17 protein-coding genes are annotated in these 16,258 nt (G+C 44.8%); 8 read left to right on the top strand and 9 right to left on the bottom strand.

All coding sequences use genetic code 11. The features are described from left to right. Positions 1-134 precede the first annotated feature (134 nt). The 4 genes from ACMXYU_RS03835 (at position 135) to ACMXYU_RS03820 (ending at position 4,690) form a co-directional block, all read left to right on the top strand. Positions 135-2,171: an SUMF1/EgtB/PvdO family nonheme iron enzyme gene (locus ACMXYU_RS03835; protein WP_415900280.1), complete on the top strand. Its 2,037-nt coding sequence runs from the start codon at positions 135-137 to the stop codon at positions 2,169-2,171. Positions 2,172-2,254: 83 nt separating this feature from the next. After that, on the top strand, positions 2,255-3,670 hold the full coding sequence (locus ACMXYU_RS03830; protein WP_415890474.1) for a DUF4139 domain-containing protein: 1,416 nt from the start codon (positions 2,255-2,257) through the stop codon (positions 3,668-3,670). 4 nt (positions 3,671-3,674) lie between these two features. After that, a complete protein-coding gene (locus tag ACMXYU_RS03825; RefSeq protein WP_415900279.1) occupies positions 3,675-4,280 on the top strand; it encodes a tRNA-uridine aminocarboxypropyltransferase in 606 nt (201 codons plus the stop codon). An 11-nt stretch (positions 4,281-4,291) separates the two neighbouring features. Beyond that, complete coding sequence (locus ACMXYU_RS03820; protein WP_415900278.1) at positions 4,292-4,690, top strand: GFA family protein; 399 nt, start codon at positions 4,292-4,294, stop codon at positions 4,688-4,690. A gap of 8 nt (positions 4,691-4,698) precedes the next feature. On the opposite strand, the gene ACMXYU_RS03815 is transcribed toward ACMXYU_RS03820, so the two are convergent. Further along, the gene (locus ACMXYU_RS03815; RefSeq protein WP_415900277.1) at positions 4,699-5,169 is read right to left on the bottom strand and encodes a tetratricopeptide repeat protein; all 471 of its coding nucleotides are present in this window, start codon (positions 5,167-5,169) and stop codon (positions 4,699-4,701) included. Positions 5,170-5,375: 206 nt separating this feature from the next. Here ACMXYU_RS03815 and cysK point away from each other — a divergent pair, with 206 nt between their 5' ends. Further along, a complete protein-coding gene (gene cysK, locus ACMXYU_RS03810; protein ID WP_415887160.1) occupies positions 5,376-6,344 on the top strand; it encodes a cysteine synthase A in 969 nt (322 codons plus the stop codon). A 73-nt stretch (positions 6,345-6,417) separates the two neighbouring features. Here the strand turns inward: cysK and ACMXYU_RS03805 are convergent, their stop codons facing one another. Together ACMXYU_RS03805 and ACMXYU_RS03800 are read right to left on the bottom strand one after the other, a co-directional pair. After that, complete coding sequence (locus tag ACMXYU_RS03805; RefSeq protein WP_415887158.1) at positions 6,418-6,639, bottom strand: hypothetical protein; 222 nt, start codon at positions 6,637-6,639, stop codon at positions 6,418-6,420. 37 nt (positions 6,640-6,676) lie between these two features. Further along, the gene (locus tag ACMXYU_RS03800) at positions 6,677-7,603 is read right to left on the bottom strand and encodes a Dyp-type peroxidase (protein ID WP_415900276.1); all 927 of its coding nucleotides are present in this window, start codon (positions 7,601-7,603) and stop codon (positions 6,677-6,679) included. Between the two features lie 187 nt (positions 7,604-7,790). Between ACMXYU_RS03800 and ACMXYU_RS03795 the strand changes: the two genes are divergently transcribed. After that, positions 7,791-8,615: a DUF547 domain-containing protein gene (locus ACMXYU_RS03795; protein ID WP_415900275.1), complete on the top strand. Its 825-nt coding sequence runs from the start codon at positions 7,791-7,793 to the stop codon at positions 8,613-8,615. Between the two features lie 2 nt (positions 8,616-8,617). Here the strand turns inward: ACMXYU_RS03795 and ACMXYU_RS03790 are convergent, their stop codons facing one another. Then, entirely contained in the window at positions 8,618-9,460 is an 843-nt protein-coding gene (locus ACMXYU_RS03790; protein WP_415900274.1) for a sulfurtransferase, read from the bottom strand. Between the two features lie 22 nt (positions 9,461-9,482). Then, the gene (locus ACMXYU_RS03785) at positions 9,483-10,760 is read right to left on the bottom strand and encodes a tryptophan--tRNA ligase (protein WP_415900273.1); all 1,278 of its coding nucleotides are present in this window, start codon (positions 10,758-10,760) and stop codon (positions 9,483-9,485) included. Between the two features lie 223 nt (positions 10,761-10,983). Between ACMXYU_RS03785 and ACMXYU_RS03780 the strand changes: the two genes are divergently transcribed. Continuing rightward, positions 10,984-11,259 (top strand): hypothetical protein, encoded by a 276-nt coding sequence (locus ACMXYU_RS03780; RefSeq protein WP_415900272.1) that lies wholly within the window; start codon positions 10,984-10,986, stop codon positions 11,257-11,259. 107 nt (positions 11,260-11,366) lie between these two features. Further along, entirely contained in the window at positions 11,367-12,143 is a 777-nt protein-coding gene (gene yaaA, locus ACMXYU_RS03775; protein WP_415900271.1) for a peroxide stress protein YaaA, read from the top strand. 73 nt (positions 12,144-12,216) lie between these two features. Here yaaA and ACMXYU_RS03770 read toward each other — a convergent pair whose 3' ends face one another. From ACMXYU_RS03770 to ACMXYU_RS03755, 4 genes are read right to left on the bottom strand one after another with little or no spacing between them, the layout of a single operon-like run. Further along, complete coding sequence (locus ACMXYU_RS03770; protein WP_415900270.1) at positions 12,217-13,110, bottom strand: Tim44 domain-containing protein; 894 nt, start codon at positions 13,108-13,110, stop codon at positions 12,217-12,219. Between the two features lie 16 nt (positions 13,111-13,126). Continuing rightward, positions 13,127-14,014 carry a DMT family transporter gene (locus ACMXYU_RS03765; RefSeq protein ID WP_415900269.1) on the bottom strand — a complete coding sequence of 296 codons (888 nt, stop codon included), beginning with the start codon at positions 14,012-14,014 and terminating at the stop codon, positions 13,127-13,129. Positions 14,015-14,031: 17 nt separating this feature from the next. Beyond that, on the bottom strand, positions 14,032-15,726 hold the full coding sequence (locus tag ACMXYU_RS03760) for a potassium channel family protein (protein WP_415900268.1): 1,695 nt from the start codon (positions 15,724-15,726) through the stop codon (positions 14,032-14,034). Between the two features lie 20 nt (positions 15,727-15,746). Beyond that, complete coding sequence (locus ACMXYU_RS03755) at positions 15,747-16,184, bottom strand: DUF6394 family protein (protein ID WP_415900267.1); 438 nt, start codon at positions 16,182-16,184, stop codon at positions 15,747-15,749. Positions 16,185-16,258: the final 74 nt, after the last annotated feature.

The following is a 16,258-nucleotide window of genomic DNA, read 5'->3' as shown; positions in this document are numbered from 1 at the left end:
AGGCTTTAAGTTTTTCAAAGCTTCCTTGGTGTTATAAATCAAAGTGTTCCACAAAAAAGTCGCAAAATAGTGCTAACCAAGAAGGCTGGCCTTGTCTATGATATGCACATGGATAAGGAACAGGATCAGTCTTTATGAGCGACTCGGCAGCAACCATTTATGATGCTTTACAGGAAGGAACCCTCCTTGGCCCTGAGCATCATCGCTTTAAGCTAATCAAACACAACAGCCCTCATCCGTTTGGACAACTCTGGCAAGCGGAAGATGTAGGTGTATCCGGCAACCCTTTAGTCACTCTGCTGATCCTTAATCCCAATTTCCTTAAACAAAATAGCTTTGCCGAAAATATAAAAAAACATGCTGCGCTCAGCAAGCAACTGCAAAACAAGCATATAGCGGAATGCTACGGTTTCTTCAGTCATAAAGGCGGACTACTTTTCCTTTCCTACGAAAAACTTGATGGCCTAACCCTAGCGAGCCTGATCAAGAAAGGTAATTCGCTTCAACCGAATCAACAGCTAGGCCTAATCAGACAAGTGGCTTATGCCATTGATATGGGCTTTCAAAAGTTACGAAAGCCACATGCCTGTTTAGATAGCGAAACGATCTTTATCAATCGTAAGGGCGGAGTAAAACTTACACTTTTTGCCGTACGTGAATGCTATGAAGCGATCGCAGCCTTTAGCAAAGAGCCTTTCCATTATCAGCAATATCAATCTCCTGAAGCTTTCCACCCTGGTAAATTGAGCCGCAAAACCGACGTATATTCTTACGCCTGCATTTTGTATGAGTTATTTACCGGAAAGCCGGCTTTTAAAAGTAACGAAGGCGAAGCCGATCGAGTTCGAAAGCAACTAGATCAGCCTTCCGGTTTAGATGATGAACAGTGGGAAGTTTTGCAAAAGGCGCTTTCAACCGATTTAGAAGAACGTCCGCCTAACTGTACGGAGCTAGTTAAAGCCCTCTTTCCTCCACAAAAAGAGGAAGAAGCCGCGCCTACTGAATCTGAAAGCTCAGAAGAAAGTGAAGCGGCAGCCGACGCTTCGGCAAGCGATAATGTAGCGAGCGAAGAGCTTACATCAGAAGAGAGCAAGCCCTCTTTAAAAGATAAACTGAAAGGCGCCTTAAAACTGCCTAAAATACCTAAAACGGCAATCTATACCATCGCTGGCTCGGTGATATTTATCAGCGGCTACCTACTAGGTTGGTTTATCTCTGATTTAATGAACTTCAAAGAGAAAGACTTCCAGGCTCTGCAAATTAAGAAGCAGCAAGAAGCCTTGCAGCAAATGTACGATTCTTTGCAAGCTCAACAAGAACTTCACAATAAGCAGGAACAAGAGCTTCGCTCACTTAAAACTAGTAAAGCTATTCTGGAACATGATTTAGAAGCAGCGATGAAAAAACTCAACAATCAAGAACCGGATGAGCCTGGCCAACAGCTGTTTAAGGATCAGATCTCCGACACTCTTTATGGGCCAGATATGGTGGTGTTACCTTCAGGTGACTTCCGTATGGGTGATCAAGCCGGGATTGGTGACGATAATGAAAAACCGGTCCATGTTGTCAGCATCAAGAAGCCTTTCGCTCTTTCTCGCTTTGAAGTGACCTTCGCCGAATACGATGCCTTCGCTAAAGCGACCCGCAGAGCCCTGCCTGATGACGGTGGTTGGGGACGAGGTAATCGTCCTGTGATCAATGTCACTTGGCGCGATGCTGTTGCTTATACAAAATGGCTCAGCGGAGAAACGGGCCAGCCTTATCGTCTTCCGACTGAAGCTGAGTGGGAGTATGCCGCTAGAGCTGGCAGCTTAACCACTTATTGGTGGGGTGATGAGCTCAAAGAAAATATGGCTGCCTGCTCCGGTTGTGGAAGCCAATGGGATGGTCAACAGACGGCTCCAGTCGGTAGCTTCCCTGCCAACGAATGGGGACTTCACGATATGACCGGTAACGTTGATGAGTGGGTTGCAGATTGTTATCTCGAAAACTATGCGTCTGCTCCAATAGATGGCTCAGCTTACGAAGAGCGCGCTTGTAAAAATAGAGTGATGCGCGGTGGGTCATGGTTTGAGATCGAACGTTTAATTAGACCTGCCAGTCGCTACCGCCATCCGATCGATTCTAAACGCAATAGCTGGGGCTTCCGTGTAGCGTTAGATCTAGACTAAAACGAACTCTCAGGCTTTCCTGCTCAGCCTCAGTTAAGCCTGACGTTGCATTAATGGACTAAAGATTCAGGGACAATATTGATATGAACAAACGCCAATCATACCTGTGCTTGCTTGTAGCAGGCCTTCTACCATTAACTGCGCAAGCAGCGGACGCTCTTCAAATCAGTTCCGAGCAACGCAAGTCACTTAATCTAACGCTGTATAACCAAAATTTAGGTTTAGTTAGAGAAACACGTCAACTTCCACCACTACGTACAGATCAGAAAATCACACTGGAAGATGTCAGTGAACAGCTCCAAGTCGAAAGCTTGCGGATTGATAATGCCGGAAAAATTTTAGAGCAAAACTTAAATACTAACCTGCTGAACCAACGCAATTTGCTGAAACATTATGTAGGTAAGCAGCTACAACTAGCGCGCTTAAACCCTGTCTCAGGCCAAGAAGTTATTAGTCAGGTGGAGTTGCTCAATATGGACGGTAACCGCGCTCTGATTAAGCGCAACAACCGTTTTGAAAGTATTCCGCTTAATAATCAGTGGCGATTCATTTTCCCTAGCCTACCGCCACAGCTATTGAGCAAGCCAAGCGTAAACTTCCGCACCGCTGGTACATCGAAGTCACAACTCTCTCGTATCAGTTATCTGACAGGCGGTTTAAATTGGGGCATGGACTACGTTTTAACCCTGAATGAAGCAGGTAATAAAGCCTCCCTAGACGGCCTTGCAAGTTTAACCAACAATACTGGTGCGGATTACAAAGACACACAAATCTCACTCGTTGCTGGTAGCCTAAATAACCCTGGCAGCAATCGCCATGCAGAGATGCTTCAGGCCGATTTTGCAGTCGGCGCGATGGCTCGTTCAGCGCCTAAAACCATGGCACAAGAGAGTTTAGGTGACTTCCATCTATTCGATCTCCCTCGCAAGGTAGACTTGCTAAATGGGCAAGTAAAACAGGTATCTTTCCTGACAGCCAAAGAGATCCCTGTAGCGCGTAGCTATAACTATGAATTCTTGATCTATCCAACCTTGGAACGCAATCAGCATCGAGTAAAACCTCAACTGACGTTGACCTTTAAAAACGATAAAGAGAGTAATCTGGGTACGCCATTACCTGCTGGTAAAGTGCGCACGTTTACCCCTGATAGCAAAGGCTCACTGCAGTTTGCCGGAGGCGGAAATATTGGTCATACAGGTGAAAACGATGAGGTTAAGATCCAGCAAGGCAAAGCCTTCGATGTATCTATCCACCGTAAGCAAACCCATTTCAGCAAGACCTTTAACGGCTTTATGGTTGCGCAGGAGCTGAAAATCAGTAACAGCCGTACCACCGCCGCAAAATTAGAAATGACCGGCAATTTCCCGCTACAATGGGCGATGAAAGAGAGTAGCCATCCATTTGAAAAAGTGATGGGCGGCAGTGCGCGCTGGAAATTGGAAGTACCTCCTCAAGGCGAAGTGACTCTGAAATTTAAAGTTCAAATGGAAAAACGATAACACTTTGCCCGATTCATTTTGTGAAGGCTGCGGCTTAGCAATTCCCTATTGCTGCTGCAGCCAAATTACACCTCAAGGTAGCCAATTAGAGTTAGCATTGCTGCTACACGAAAATGAGCCGCCGCGCCCAACATCCACCAGCAAGATTATCCAAAAGGTTTTGCCTAATAGCTCTACCTATATCTGGCAACGAATCGATCCGCCACAGGACTTAATCGATCGTATTCAAGACGAGAATACAGACTCTTGGTTGCTATTCCCTGCTGACCGCCCTGAGCTTGTTAGTCGAAGTAAAAAATTCACAGGGGCTGTACCAGATAGAAACACCCTGATCATTATTCCAGACGGCACATGGAAAGAGGTACGTAAGATCGTTCGTAAAAGCCCGTGGCTTTCCGACTTACCATTACTGGCATTCGACCCAGAAACACCGAGTCGTTACGATCTACGCCGTAATCCTGATAGCGATCATCTCTGCACCGCAGAAACCGTCACTGAACTGTTAAAGCTCAATAGCGAACACACAGCCGCACAAGAGTTAGATCGAACCTTTGAGATATTTATCACTCAATACAAACGATCTAAACAAAACCAGCTAACCGACAGTTAAGGAGAGTATGTATGCCAATCACCGGTGAATGTTTTTGTGGCGAAGTGACATACCGTATCGATGGCAAATTAAAAGACGGCCGATCCTGCCATTGCTCTCGCTGTCGAAAGCTATTTAATGCCCAAGCATCTGCAGTTGCTCTTGTCGAACCGGATCAGTTCAAATGGATCAATGGAGAATCTCTCTTAACGTCATACCTCAACCAACAAGGTTACGGCGTAAAGTTCTGCAAGAAGTGCGGGTCAACCCTGTGTACCGTACACAATGATCAGGTATTACAGGTTACTTTAGGTTGCGTAAATGGTGCCCCTGAGATCGAGATTGGCCAGCACATTTATGTAGGCTCCAAAGCGCACTGGGAAGTAATACCGGATGGCGTAACTCAGTTTGAAACCATGTCGTCGGAATAATTGAATAACTAAAGCTTTGACTGCTTAGCCTGCCACTGCTTTGCTAGATCATGATTAGGTTCTTGATCTAGCTCGCCATCGGTATAGATATCGACCAAGCGACGAACAGCAAGTTGATGCGCCTGCTCGGCTGCTTGAGTGTAAAACTTTAACGCCTTGGTCGGGTCAGGTTGAAAATAATGTTCAAAACCCTCTTCAAAGATTTTACCCATTTGATACTGCGCTTTTGCATCACCTTTTTCCGCCGCCTGCTGGATGTAAATCCCTCCCTGAATGCGATTTTGTACGCCATCTCCACGGAAATGCAGTAAATGCCCATACACAGACAATGCACGTCTATGACCGTTATCGGCCGCAAATCGAAACAACTTCATCACAAAGTCATGCTTCTTCTTGGATCGCTGCTTTATCGATGAACGGAACAACGCATAAGCGATAGCAAAAATAACAGGCGCTAAAAGTCGATTAAATGCACGCATTATAAGACCCTAAAAAGGCAATTGAGATCGTGAAAATAATACCATCATCGGCCCTAAAGATTGTAAATATCACCAAAGATAGAAAAAGCCTTGATCAGCGCAGCAATTCTGAGATACAACTTCTAGACTTGATATCGAATAAAAGACGCGACATATATTCATTTTAGATATATCGCCTAATAAAAAGGATTAAACAGGGTAGCAGAATGAAGATTTACGAAGATAACTCCCTCACTATTGGTAACACTCCGCTCGTTCACCTTAAGCGTTTTGCTCCAGGCCTGAATATTTTCGGAAAGATCGAATCTCGCAACCCAGCTGGCTCCGTAAAATGTCGTATCGGCGCAAACATGATCTGGTCTGCTGAAAAGAGTGGTGCCCTAAAACAGGGTATGACCATGGTTGAGCCAACCAGTGGTAACACAGGTATTGCACTAGCTTTCGTAGCAGCGTCTCGTGGCTACGACATTGTCTTCACTATGCCTTCTTCTATGAGCCTTGAGCGCCGTAAGATCATGAAAGCACTAGGTGCAACGATCGTTCTGACAGAACCTGCTAAAGGTATGAAAGGTGCAATTGATAAAGCACAAGAGATCGTGGATGCGAATCCAGGTACTCACATGATGCTGCAGCAGTTTGAAAACCCGGCTAACCCAGAAATCCACGAAAAAACAACAGGCCCAGAGATCTGGAACGACACAGACGGCCAAGTGGATATCCTAGTCGCAGGTGTAGGTACAGGTGGTACGATCACTGGTACTTCTCGTTATATCAAAAACACTCAAGGCAAAGCGATCACATCCGTTGCGGTTGAACCTGTTTCTTCACCAGTTATTACACAGACGATTAACGGCGAAGAAGTTAAACCATCTCCGCATAAGATTCAGGGTATTGGCGCTGGCTTTGTTCCGAAAAACTTAGACCTAGAACTAGTTGATCAGGTTGAGCAGGTAAGCAACGAAGATGCTATTGAAACAGCACGCCTGCTAATGGAAAAAGAAGGCATCATGGCAGGTATCTCTTGCGGTGCTGCGCTATGTGCTGCGCTTCGTGTTGCGCAACAGCCGGAAAACAAAGATAAGAACATCGTTGTTATCCTTCCAGATTCTGGCGAACGTTACCTATCTTCAGCTCTGTTTGAAGGCATGTTCACAGATAACGAAATGGTGCAGTAAGTCTTACTACAAGAGTTCGCATAAACGAAAAAGCCAGCATCTTAGCTGGCTTTTTTATTAACTGATTTTCAGATCAATTTAATATTTCACGGATCTTGTCAGGGGAAGGAAATTCATCTAAGTGTTCGGCCTGTATCTTTCGATCACTTGTTTTAATTACATTGAACCAAGACGCCTTTCTTTGCTTACCTTGATAGCATCCATCAATTTCGTAATTCTCCCCATCCACGGTGACAACCGCAATTGCTCGGGTTCTTACAGTAGGCTGCATGGTATCGACTCTTTTTATAAGCATACCTTTAAGCCTAGCCCAAGCCCAATCAACCTGCTTATTAATTAACCAACGATTCGAGAAACGAGGCCGACGGTGCGAATAGTGAATGCCCTGTGACCGCACGAGTATATTTCAAAAGGTGATCGGTATGACCATGGCCATCACCCTCGATCATGCTTTGTAGCATAAGTGTAAAGTTATCCGGTGTACGGCAGTAACTAGCGAAAAGTAACCCGCACGTCTGAGTATCACCGTAAGGCATACTATGCCTGAGTATTTCGATGGAGTTGCCATCAGCATCTTTCAGCGAAGTCCGTTTTGTATGCGCTGTGAGTGCTTTTTCTGAGGATGGGTACTCAATGTTATCCGTTTTAGTTCGCCCGACAGTATCTTCCTGCAGTTTAGTAGGCTGAGCGTTCCAGAATGGCATATTGTGCTCGTAGCGTTGAATATGAATATACGAACCGCCACTAAACTGGGCATCCTCTTCACCTACAACCGCCACACTGACTCGGTTATCTCCTTCAGGGTTTTCAGTACCATCGACAAAACCAGTAAGATCGCGCGAATCCAGATATCTAAAGCCTTCGACCTCTTCAACTAGCGTTACCGCATCAGCTAGCTCCTCTCGAAGCTTCTGCGCGACTATAAAGTTAAGGCCTTTCCCTTGAGATCGAATATGGAAAAACAGATCTACAGGTGTATTGGGTGCAACGTTTTCACCATTTTCGAAATTTGGGAATGGCTTAAGAGCACTCGGTGCAGGTCCAATCTGCAGTTGCGACCAGTAGTGGCTACCGATCGCAGCAACGATATGAATCTCACCATCTGGATGACTTTGGTTAAATTCACGCTCAAGGCTAGGTACCTTTGCTAGTAGCAGTTTTACCCTGCTTAACGCATCTGCTGTTCGAGTTTGATTAAACGTCAGAAAAAGAGCAAATGGGCTTGCCTCTGCAATCACACCCTTTTGATACTGCGCCATAACAATGTCCTCAAAATCCCCTCAATAATTACCATCACAGTATAGAGGGATCTTACCTTTGCCAACATTGATTTAAATTGATCGCTTCGATAGAGCTTTTAAATAGAGCTTTAAAAATATTCTGTGAGGGAATTTTCAGCAATATTCAAAGTCACACTTAAAACATGCTTTTAATGAATAGTAATGAATGATGATAAATAAATTCTTAGCAACAGCCTGCCTATGGCTTTTCAGTACCCTAGCTATTGCAGCCCCAAGTGCCGAACTTTGGGATTTTTTGCTTAAACATGATCAATCAAGCACAGCCACTATTGACCATTCTGCTTGGGACCGAACCCTTCAACGCTATGTTAAGCCCTCTTCTGATGGCATCAATCTGATCAACTACGCCAATGTATCTAAAGCAGATAGAACTGAACTTAAAGCTTATCTACAGAACCTAGCTGACATTAATATTCATCAATACAACCGCGCTGAACAGAAAGCTTATTGGATCAACTTATATAACGCGCTAACGGTTGATGTGATTCTGGATCATTACCCCGTGAAGTCGATTCGGGATATCGATATTTCACCGGGCTTTTTCAGCGATGGTCCGTGGAAAAAACAACTGCTAGTAGTGAATGGGAAACAAGTAAGCCTAGACGATATTGAACATCGTATTCTTCGCCCAATTTGGAAAGATCCGCGCATCCACTATGCCGTAAACTGTGCATCAATCGGCTGCCCGAATCTTCAACCGCAAGCCTTTACCGCAGACAATAGCGAACAGCTTCTAAATCAAGGCGCAAAGGATTATATAAACCACCCTCGAGGCGCACGTTTTGACGGTAATGACCTGCACCTTTCCAGTATTTATAAGTGGTTTAAAGAGGATTTTGGCAACAGCGAAAGTGAGCTGATCGAGCACCTAAAGCAATACGCCAATGCTGATCTAAAAGAGAAACTGAAACACGCTACAGCGGTTTCAGACTATCACTACGACTGGAATCTTAATGAGATTGGTAGATAAATTTAGGACTTAGTCGCAATTGGACGAGCTGGATCTCTGATCCACTCGCTCCAAGAACCACTATAAACCCGGCTACAGCTCAATCCCGCAATTTCCATCGCCAATTGATTGTGACAAGCTGTTACACCGGACCCACACATGTGAACCACGGCTTCGACCGATTTACTGCCTAAGACGCTTAACCACTCTTCACGAAGCTGAGCTGCTGGCTTAAATTTACCCTCGGCTAAGTTATCCGTCAGTGGACGGTTTAAAGCACTTGGGACATGACCAGCGATTGGGTCGATTGGCTCCACCTCACCTCTATAGCGCTCGGCTGCACGAGCATCAACAAGATAGATGGACTGAGCATCAAGTGCCTGTTCAACCTCTGCTACCGTCAAATTCTGATTAGGCAGTAACGAGAATGTATACGCAGTAGAAGTCGGTTGTGGGATATGATCATTTAACTCACCACCTAGCGATTGCCAAGCAGCTAGACCACCATCCAACACCGCTACTGCTTTATGTCCCACCAAACGTAACAACCACCAGCAACGCGCCGCCATGGCCCCAGCACAATCGTCATAAACAACGACTTGAGTGTTATTGCTCACACCCGCCTGTGCTAAACGATCTACAAACCGTTCTAAATCAGGCAGCGGATGACGACCCGTTTCAGGCGTAATCTGTGAGGATAGATCCTGATCAAGATCGAGATAGATCGCCCCTGGAATATGCCCTTCAAGGTAGGCATTTTTACCCGCCGAGGTATCCGCTAAGTTAAAACGACAATCAAAAACCACCCAATCAGATTCTGATATGTGATTCTGAAGCTCTTCGGCGCTAATGATTGTCGTAAACATATTTAACTTAGCCTTTTTAAATTTATAGGTAAGCCGCTAGCTCTTCTTGAAGTAGATCAAGTTCATTCTGAGCTTTCTGCTTCTGCTTTTTCTTTAAGCCTTCAACCTGAGCCGTTTTCTCAGCGACCACAGTTTGCGCAGCCGCTGCTTTGTCGTCCGCTTGCTCAACTTGCTCAAGCAGAGGTTTAAGTTGCATCAAGATTCCGCGACGACGGCCTTCTTCAGCACGCGCGATCTCTTCAGCAGACTTCTCTTTTTTCTTTTTAACTTCCGTTTTCGCTTCAGCAACGTAAGTTAATGGGCGAATACCAGCCGCAATTCGCGCTTTATCCATCAACGGCACAGTGATTTCACGTGCTTTCACTGCACCTTTCTGTAGAACCTCTTCCACTTCGCCAAGATCGTTCATCAACTCATTGTAACGAGCACGTGGAGCAGAAAGTTTTGCGTCTAGGAACTCAAATAGCTCTTTCTTCGCATCACCCCAACCGATACCGTTTTCGAACTGCTGGCGCATTGCAGCTGCTTCATTTTCATTAGCAAAGCAGTTGTATAGCTGGAAGATTGTGCTGTTATCAGCGTCTTTAGGTTCACCCGGCTCACGCGTGTCCGTTTTGATCTGCTTAATCAGCTTATATAGCTCATCAGCAGAAGCAAACAACGGAATCGTGTTGTCGTAGCTCTTCGACATCTTACGACCATCCAGACCCGGAATTAGCTGAGTCTGCTCATCCACTACCGCTTCTGGCAATGTGAATAGGTTTTCGTAAGTGTGGTTAAAACGGCCCGCCATATCACGTGCCATCTCAATGTGTTGAATCTGATCCTTACCTACTGGAATAAGATCAGCATTGAACATCAGGATGTCAGCTGCCATTAGAATTGGGTAGCTGAATAGACCCATTGTGATGCCATCATCCAGATCGCTGCTACCCGCATCGCGGTTAGCATCAACAGAAGCTTTGTAAGCGTGAGCACGGTTCATAAGACCTTTAGAACACATGCAGGTTAGAATCCACGTTAGTTCCGTGATCTCAGGGATATCTGTTTGGCGGTAGAAAGTCGCTTTATCCGTATCTAAGCCTAGCGCCAACCAAGTCGCTGCGATCTCACGTGTTGATTGAGCAACACGCTCTGGATCATGGCACTTAATTAATGCGTGGAAATCAGCTAGGAAATAGCAGTTGTTGTATTCACCTGTCTGACTCATTTCGATGGCAGGCTTAATCGCACCCAAGTAATTCCCAATGTGAGGTGTACCTGTAGTAGTGATACCCGTCAGAACAGTTTTCTTATCCATTATTCACTTCTCTAATCTGCATGGCGTTGCCCGCTATAAAAAATATGGCAACTCAATATATGTCACTAATTTAATGGCGGTTATAATACCGAAAAAACGTGGAGGTTGCCCCCATAACCCTCACTATTCCTTTGCTGTTTCTTGTATCCACCCAATGTCGAGATGACAGCGCTGCTAGGTTAGGGCTTAATAGGCCTACAACAATAACAATACTGAGAATTTTATGACTGATTCTATCGCTTCCTGGGTTACTTTATCCGCTCTGTTTGCCAGTGCTGGCTGGTACATTTTTCAAAGCCCTGAGCGTAATCTCAATGCAATCGTAATGTGTGTAATGTCGGGCATTTTATGCCTGTTTGGCGGTTTCCTTATTTCTGGTCTTTTAATGAAAATAACCGGCACGTTAGAAAACCCACTGATTCCAGCACTACTCGTCTGTGTTGGCACAGCCATCTGCACTGTTGCTCATACGCTTTACAAGAAACGAACCGTCTCTTAATTGCAGATGACTCGATCCATAAAAGGCCATATTAAAAATGGCCTTTTTTGTATCTACAGACAGGGTTATTATCTAGAGACTTTTTACTGCAAAGATAGATTCTTCCTATGCTGATTGTCGTATCACCTGCCAAAACTCTGGATTATGAAACTGCCCCTGTCACTGAAACATACAGCCAGCCAGAGTTTCTTGATCATTCCCAACTCCTCATTGATGAACTGAAAAAGCATTCCGTACAGGATATTGCTCAGATGATGAAGTTGAGCGACAAACTAGCCAGTTTAAACGTTGCCCGTTATGAATCATGGACACCTGAATTCAATACTGAGAACGCTAAACAAGCAGTTCTAGCATTTAAAGGTGATGTATACACAGGGTTAGACGCTGAAACCTTATCGGATGATGACCTCACTTTTGCGCAGAATCACCTACGTATCCTTTCAGGTCTTTATGGCGTGTTAAAACCGCTCGATCTAATGCAGCCATACCGCTTAGAAATGGGCACAAAGCTAACTAATAGCCGCGGTAAAAACCTATACGAATTCTGGGGTACTCAGATCTGTGAACGCTTGAATCAAGAGCTTGCAGAGCAGAAAGAACAGGTACTAATCAACCTAGCTTCTAATGAGTACTACAAAGCCGCCAAAGAGAAAAACATCTCCGCACGTATCATTACACCAGCGTTTAAAGACTGGAAAAATGGTCAATATAAGATGATCAGCTTCTACGCTAAAAAAGCTCGAGGCTTGATGACCCGCTACATTATTCAAAATAAGATCGAAAACCCTGAAGACTTAAAAGGCTTTGATCTTGAAGGTTACCGTTTCGCTGAGAGCATGTCTGAAGGCGATACTTGGACATTCATCCGCGATCACGAAGAGTAAACCTCTTCGCTTATCCCAGATACAAAAAAGCCAAAGCATATTGCTTTGGCTTTTTTAGTGGTGAGGTATCAGCTTAGTTTTGCTCGATACCTACGATAAACCAATCCGCATTTTCTTTGGTCATATCACGTGCCAAGTGCCACGTTTCATTAAACTCAGTCGCTTCAGAGGCATTCTCTTTCAACCAACCGTAGAAGTTAATGCTCACAATCACCTCATCTTCTTGAGTGATGAAGTTAGCTAGCTCAGACATAACTGATACAACTTCTGTTACCTGATCAGCTGGTGACTTAGCACGCTCTTGCTGCAGCACATTAAACAACTCTTCAGAAGTATAAGTACGGATTTCGTCCCAATCAGAACGATCCCAAGCCTTTTGTAGGTTTACAAAGTGTTCACGGGAACCTTCCAAGAATGCGTCTTTATTAAACCAAGAAGGAATCTCGATCTCAGCAGAATCACCCCAACCGGAATCATAAGCAGGCATTGGTTTAAACTCCTGCACGTTCTCAGTTTGAGCTTCGCGCTGCATTGGCTGTGGCTGCTGTTCTGGTGTATAAGGCTGACCTTGCCCATGACCACCTTGCGTTGCGTAATCCGGACGCTGCGCCTGTTTTCGCATCGAGAAGATTTTGTAAACAATAAAGATCACCGCAGCGATCAGAATCAGATCCATAAACTGCAGACCTTCAAACGCCCCACCGAATAGCAACGCGCCAAAAATACCACCCGCCAACAAACCAGCCATCAAACCACCAAAACCTTTTTTCTTAGGCGCTGTTGCTGCATTGGTTGTTTTATCAGCTTGCTTTTGTTGTTGCTGCTGTTGAGCAGGTTTAGATTTTTTAGGTGAAGAAAAGCTTTTACCAAATGAAGATCCACCACCAAAGCGCTTAGCTTCAGCTGTCTCAGCGATAGGAAGCGAAATCAAAAATACCGCCATTAAAGTAACCAAAAAAGTCCGCATTGTTTCTCCTAAATAACTAACTTTTACCGGCAACTGTACCGGCAACTACAGCAAGATAAATCCCTGTGAATATTAAAGCGATACCCCATAAATGAAAAGCCTGAACCTGCTCTGCAAGGAAAATCACCGACAATACAATTCCCCACATTGGCACTTGGTGAATAAACAACCCTGCTTTATGCGCACCGAGCTTCTCAACACCGTAATTCCAGAAAAGATAAGCCAGAATCGAGGGGAATACTGCTAAGTAAGAGATCAGTAACATCAGATCCGTATCCCACTTAATCTGCAAAGCTCTCTCGGTTTCCAACAGTGAAAGCGGTACTAGAATAATCACCCCCACAGTTAAAGAGACCGAGAAGAACGCAAACCCACTCATCTCTTTCGGTTTCCAACGCAATGCTAGGCTGTAACAAGCCCAAACAAACATTGCGAGTAGCACCCAAAGGTCACCACTATTGAAATTAAGCGACATTAAAGCCTCAGGATCACCTTTACTGATCAACGCTAAAACACCTAATAGCGAAAGCAATACACCCAACCATTGCCGCATCGATGCAGACTCTCGAAGCACTAATGTGCTCATACAGAGGATCATGATCGGCATTGACGATTGCATCAAAGTGCCATTCATAGCGGTCGTCGTTTGCAAACCGATATAAGCTAAGGTGTTGAAACCAGCAACACTCAAAGCGCCAAACAGCACTAACCTAGGCCAATACTGTCGAATCACATCGCGATGCTTATAAATAGCGGGGATAGCAAAAGGTAATAAAATAATGAAAGCTAATGACCAGCGAATTAACGCTAACGTAATCGGAGGGATATCAACAGAAAATGCACGCGCTAAAACAAAGTTACCCGCCCAAAAAAGCGTGGTAAGCGTTAACAGTAGATAAGCCAAATATGACCTCGAAAGTCTTATTTATTCTTCTGCAAAAAACGCGAAAGTAGACTGTTACTCGCATCATTGCCCGTAATGACATAATGCAGGACATTATAATTATTTACAGTCCATTGCATACGGCGATTGGATTTATTTAAACCACAAATCAGGACTTCATCGCCCTCTTGTAGCTCATCCAACTCGCCAGGCAACATATCAATAAAATCCCCACGCTTTAACATTAGAGGAAAGGCATGTAGATTTTTCTTGCGATTGTGAGGGTCTTTAAAGAACAGAGAGAGCGTTAAGTCGAAACCTTGTCTCTTTGCTTCCATAAAAGCAGGTGTTTCTTTCTCGCCTACGGTATAGGCCCAGCTATCTAACTCCCTGTCCCCGACCACACTGCTCATCCGATTAATCAATGTATGTGCCCAGACATCGTCAAATTTATCCCGCATCTCTTCGATAAATATAGGCACTAGCGGCGATTTAACATGCGCAAGGATGCGGTTAGCAATAATACGCCCCGGCTCCATAATAAAATCGGCCCGGCTGTTTTTGAAAACCAAGCTATTGGCATGGATGTTTTGTCTAACTACAGTCAGGAGTTTTGGGTTCAATTCTCGAGCGGTCATCATGATGGACAGGTTATCGGCATCATTATTGGTACCCGCAACGATACCCACCGCGTCCATAACCCCCGCTTCCATCAGCGTAACCGCTTCAGTGCCAACACCGGTAACTTGATGCGGAAGGTCTTTTATCTTTTCAGCATCAATATCTAAAACCGTCAGTTCGACATCGCTTTCATCAAAATCCCGGTACAAAGCGCGACCAAAACGACCATGCCCACAGATAATCCAACGTCCTTTTGTACGCTGATAGACGCTGGAAAGGGGACGATGGAATGGATTGTGAATCCAGTCATACACCAGATGCATATAAGGCGCATGAGCTGCTAAAGACAGATACTGGGCGTAAGTTCGGAACGGGTCCACTACTAGATCCGTACCAAAAGAGTTTAGATTGGCGGAGGTAATATCAGATTCGGTACGACTGATCACCATCCGCTCAGGATTAAGCAGTTTACTAGCAATAGCTATGGAGAGGTTGACCTGATCATGATTCGTTAACGCCATGATGCCTATACATTTCGGATGCTGAAGGCCTGCTGCATCTAAGACATCGGGAAGAGAGGCATCGGCACACAGCGCGGAAACAGAGACAGGTAACTCATCCATCTCTAACGCATCTATTTTGTCCTGATTGATATCAACAACAACCACGCGGATGTCACGTTTTACTAGCTGTCGAACAACGACACTTCCGGTCACACCGTAGCCACAAATCAGATAAAAGGGCTCGTTCATTTGCCGAACATCTGCAGTGAAGGAGCGCCTGCGCATCATGCGGCCAAATACGGGTTCTTGTATCAGAGCAAGTGTCGTACCTATACCATATAACCAAGCGATTACTGTGGCGTAGATACACAAGAGCGTCCACATACGTTGAGCCGAAGTGAATTCATAAGGAATTTCACCAAAGCCGATGGTTGACCCCATAAAGGACACGAAATAAACCGCATGGAAAAAATCCATTCGGTAAACATTACCCTGATCATCCTCCCCAGGTATCAGTACAAATCCAAGTACTGAGATCGAGTAAACAACAATTAGAGTAATTAACGGCACCCTTAAGCGCCGTAGGAATAGATAGATAACGTTATTCATAAAGAATAATCGCTCAGTGCTTATCGACGCAGCATGGCAGTTTCAACTACCAACAAAATAACCGAGATAACATTGGCTAAGAGCGCGCCTGCACTTAGAGAAACAACGCTCGACATATTAGAAGGGTCCATACCCACACCGCTAATCTGCTCTGCGTAACCCCAAATTCCTGCAGCGACGATTAGTTGCAGGTCAGCAACTAAAGAGGTGGCTAGCATCAGTGCGCCTAAATGAGTGCGGTCACCAAATTTAATGACTGTACAGATCATGCTGACAACTAATGCAGCAAAAAACTCGTAAACGTTATGGTGAGCTGGGTTTTCTATATCCCCAAGAAAGAAGCCAAAGTTGAGCGTCAATGCCAACACAATAAAAAACGCAAAAATCACTTTTTCCTTGTTCATCGCTTCCTTCAACTCCTGAACTTTTTTAACGAAGATCTGGATTGTAACACCCACGCTTACTAAATCCATTGAGTTGGATTAAGGAACCCTAACCGTTATGCTTTGTCACAACATAACATTTTGGTGTT

Origin of the sequence: Neptuniibacter sp. QD48_11 (genome assembly GCF_047778095.1) — a bacterium.
In the GTDB taxonomy this organism is placed as follows: domain Bacteria; phylum Pseudomonadota; class Gammaproteobacteria; order Pseudomonadales; family Balneatricaceae; genus Neptuniibacter.
The sequence above is the reverse complement of the archived record's forward strand: the minus strand, read 5'-3'. Positions and strand labels throughout refer to the sequence as shown.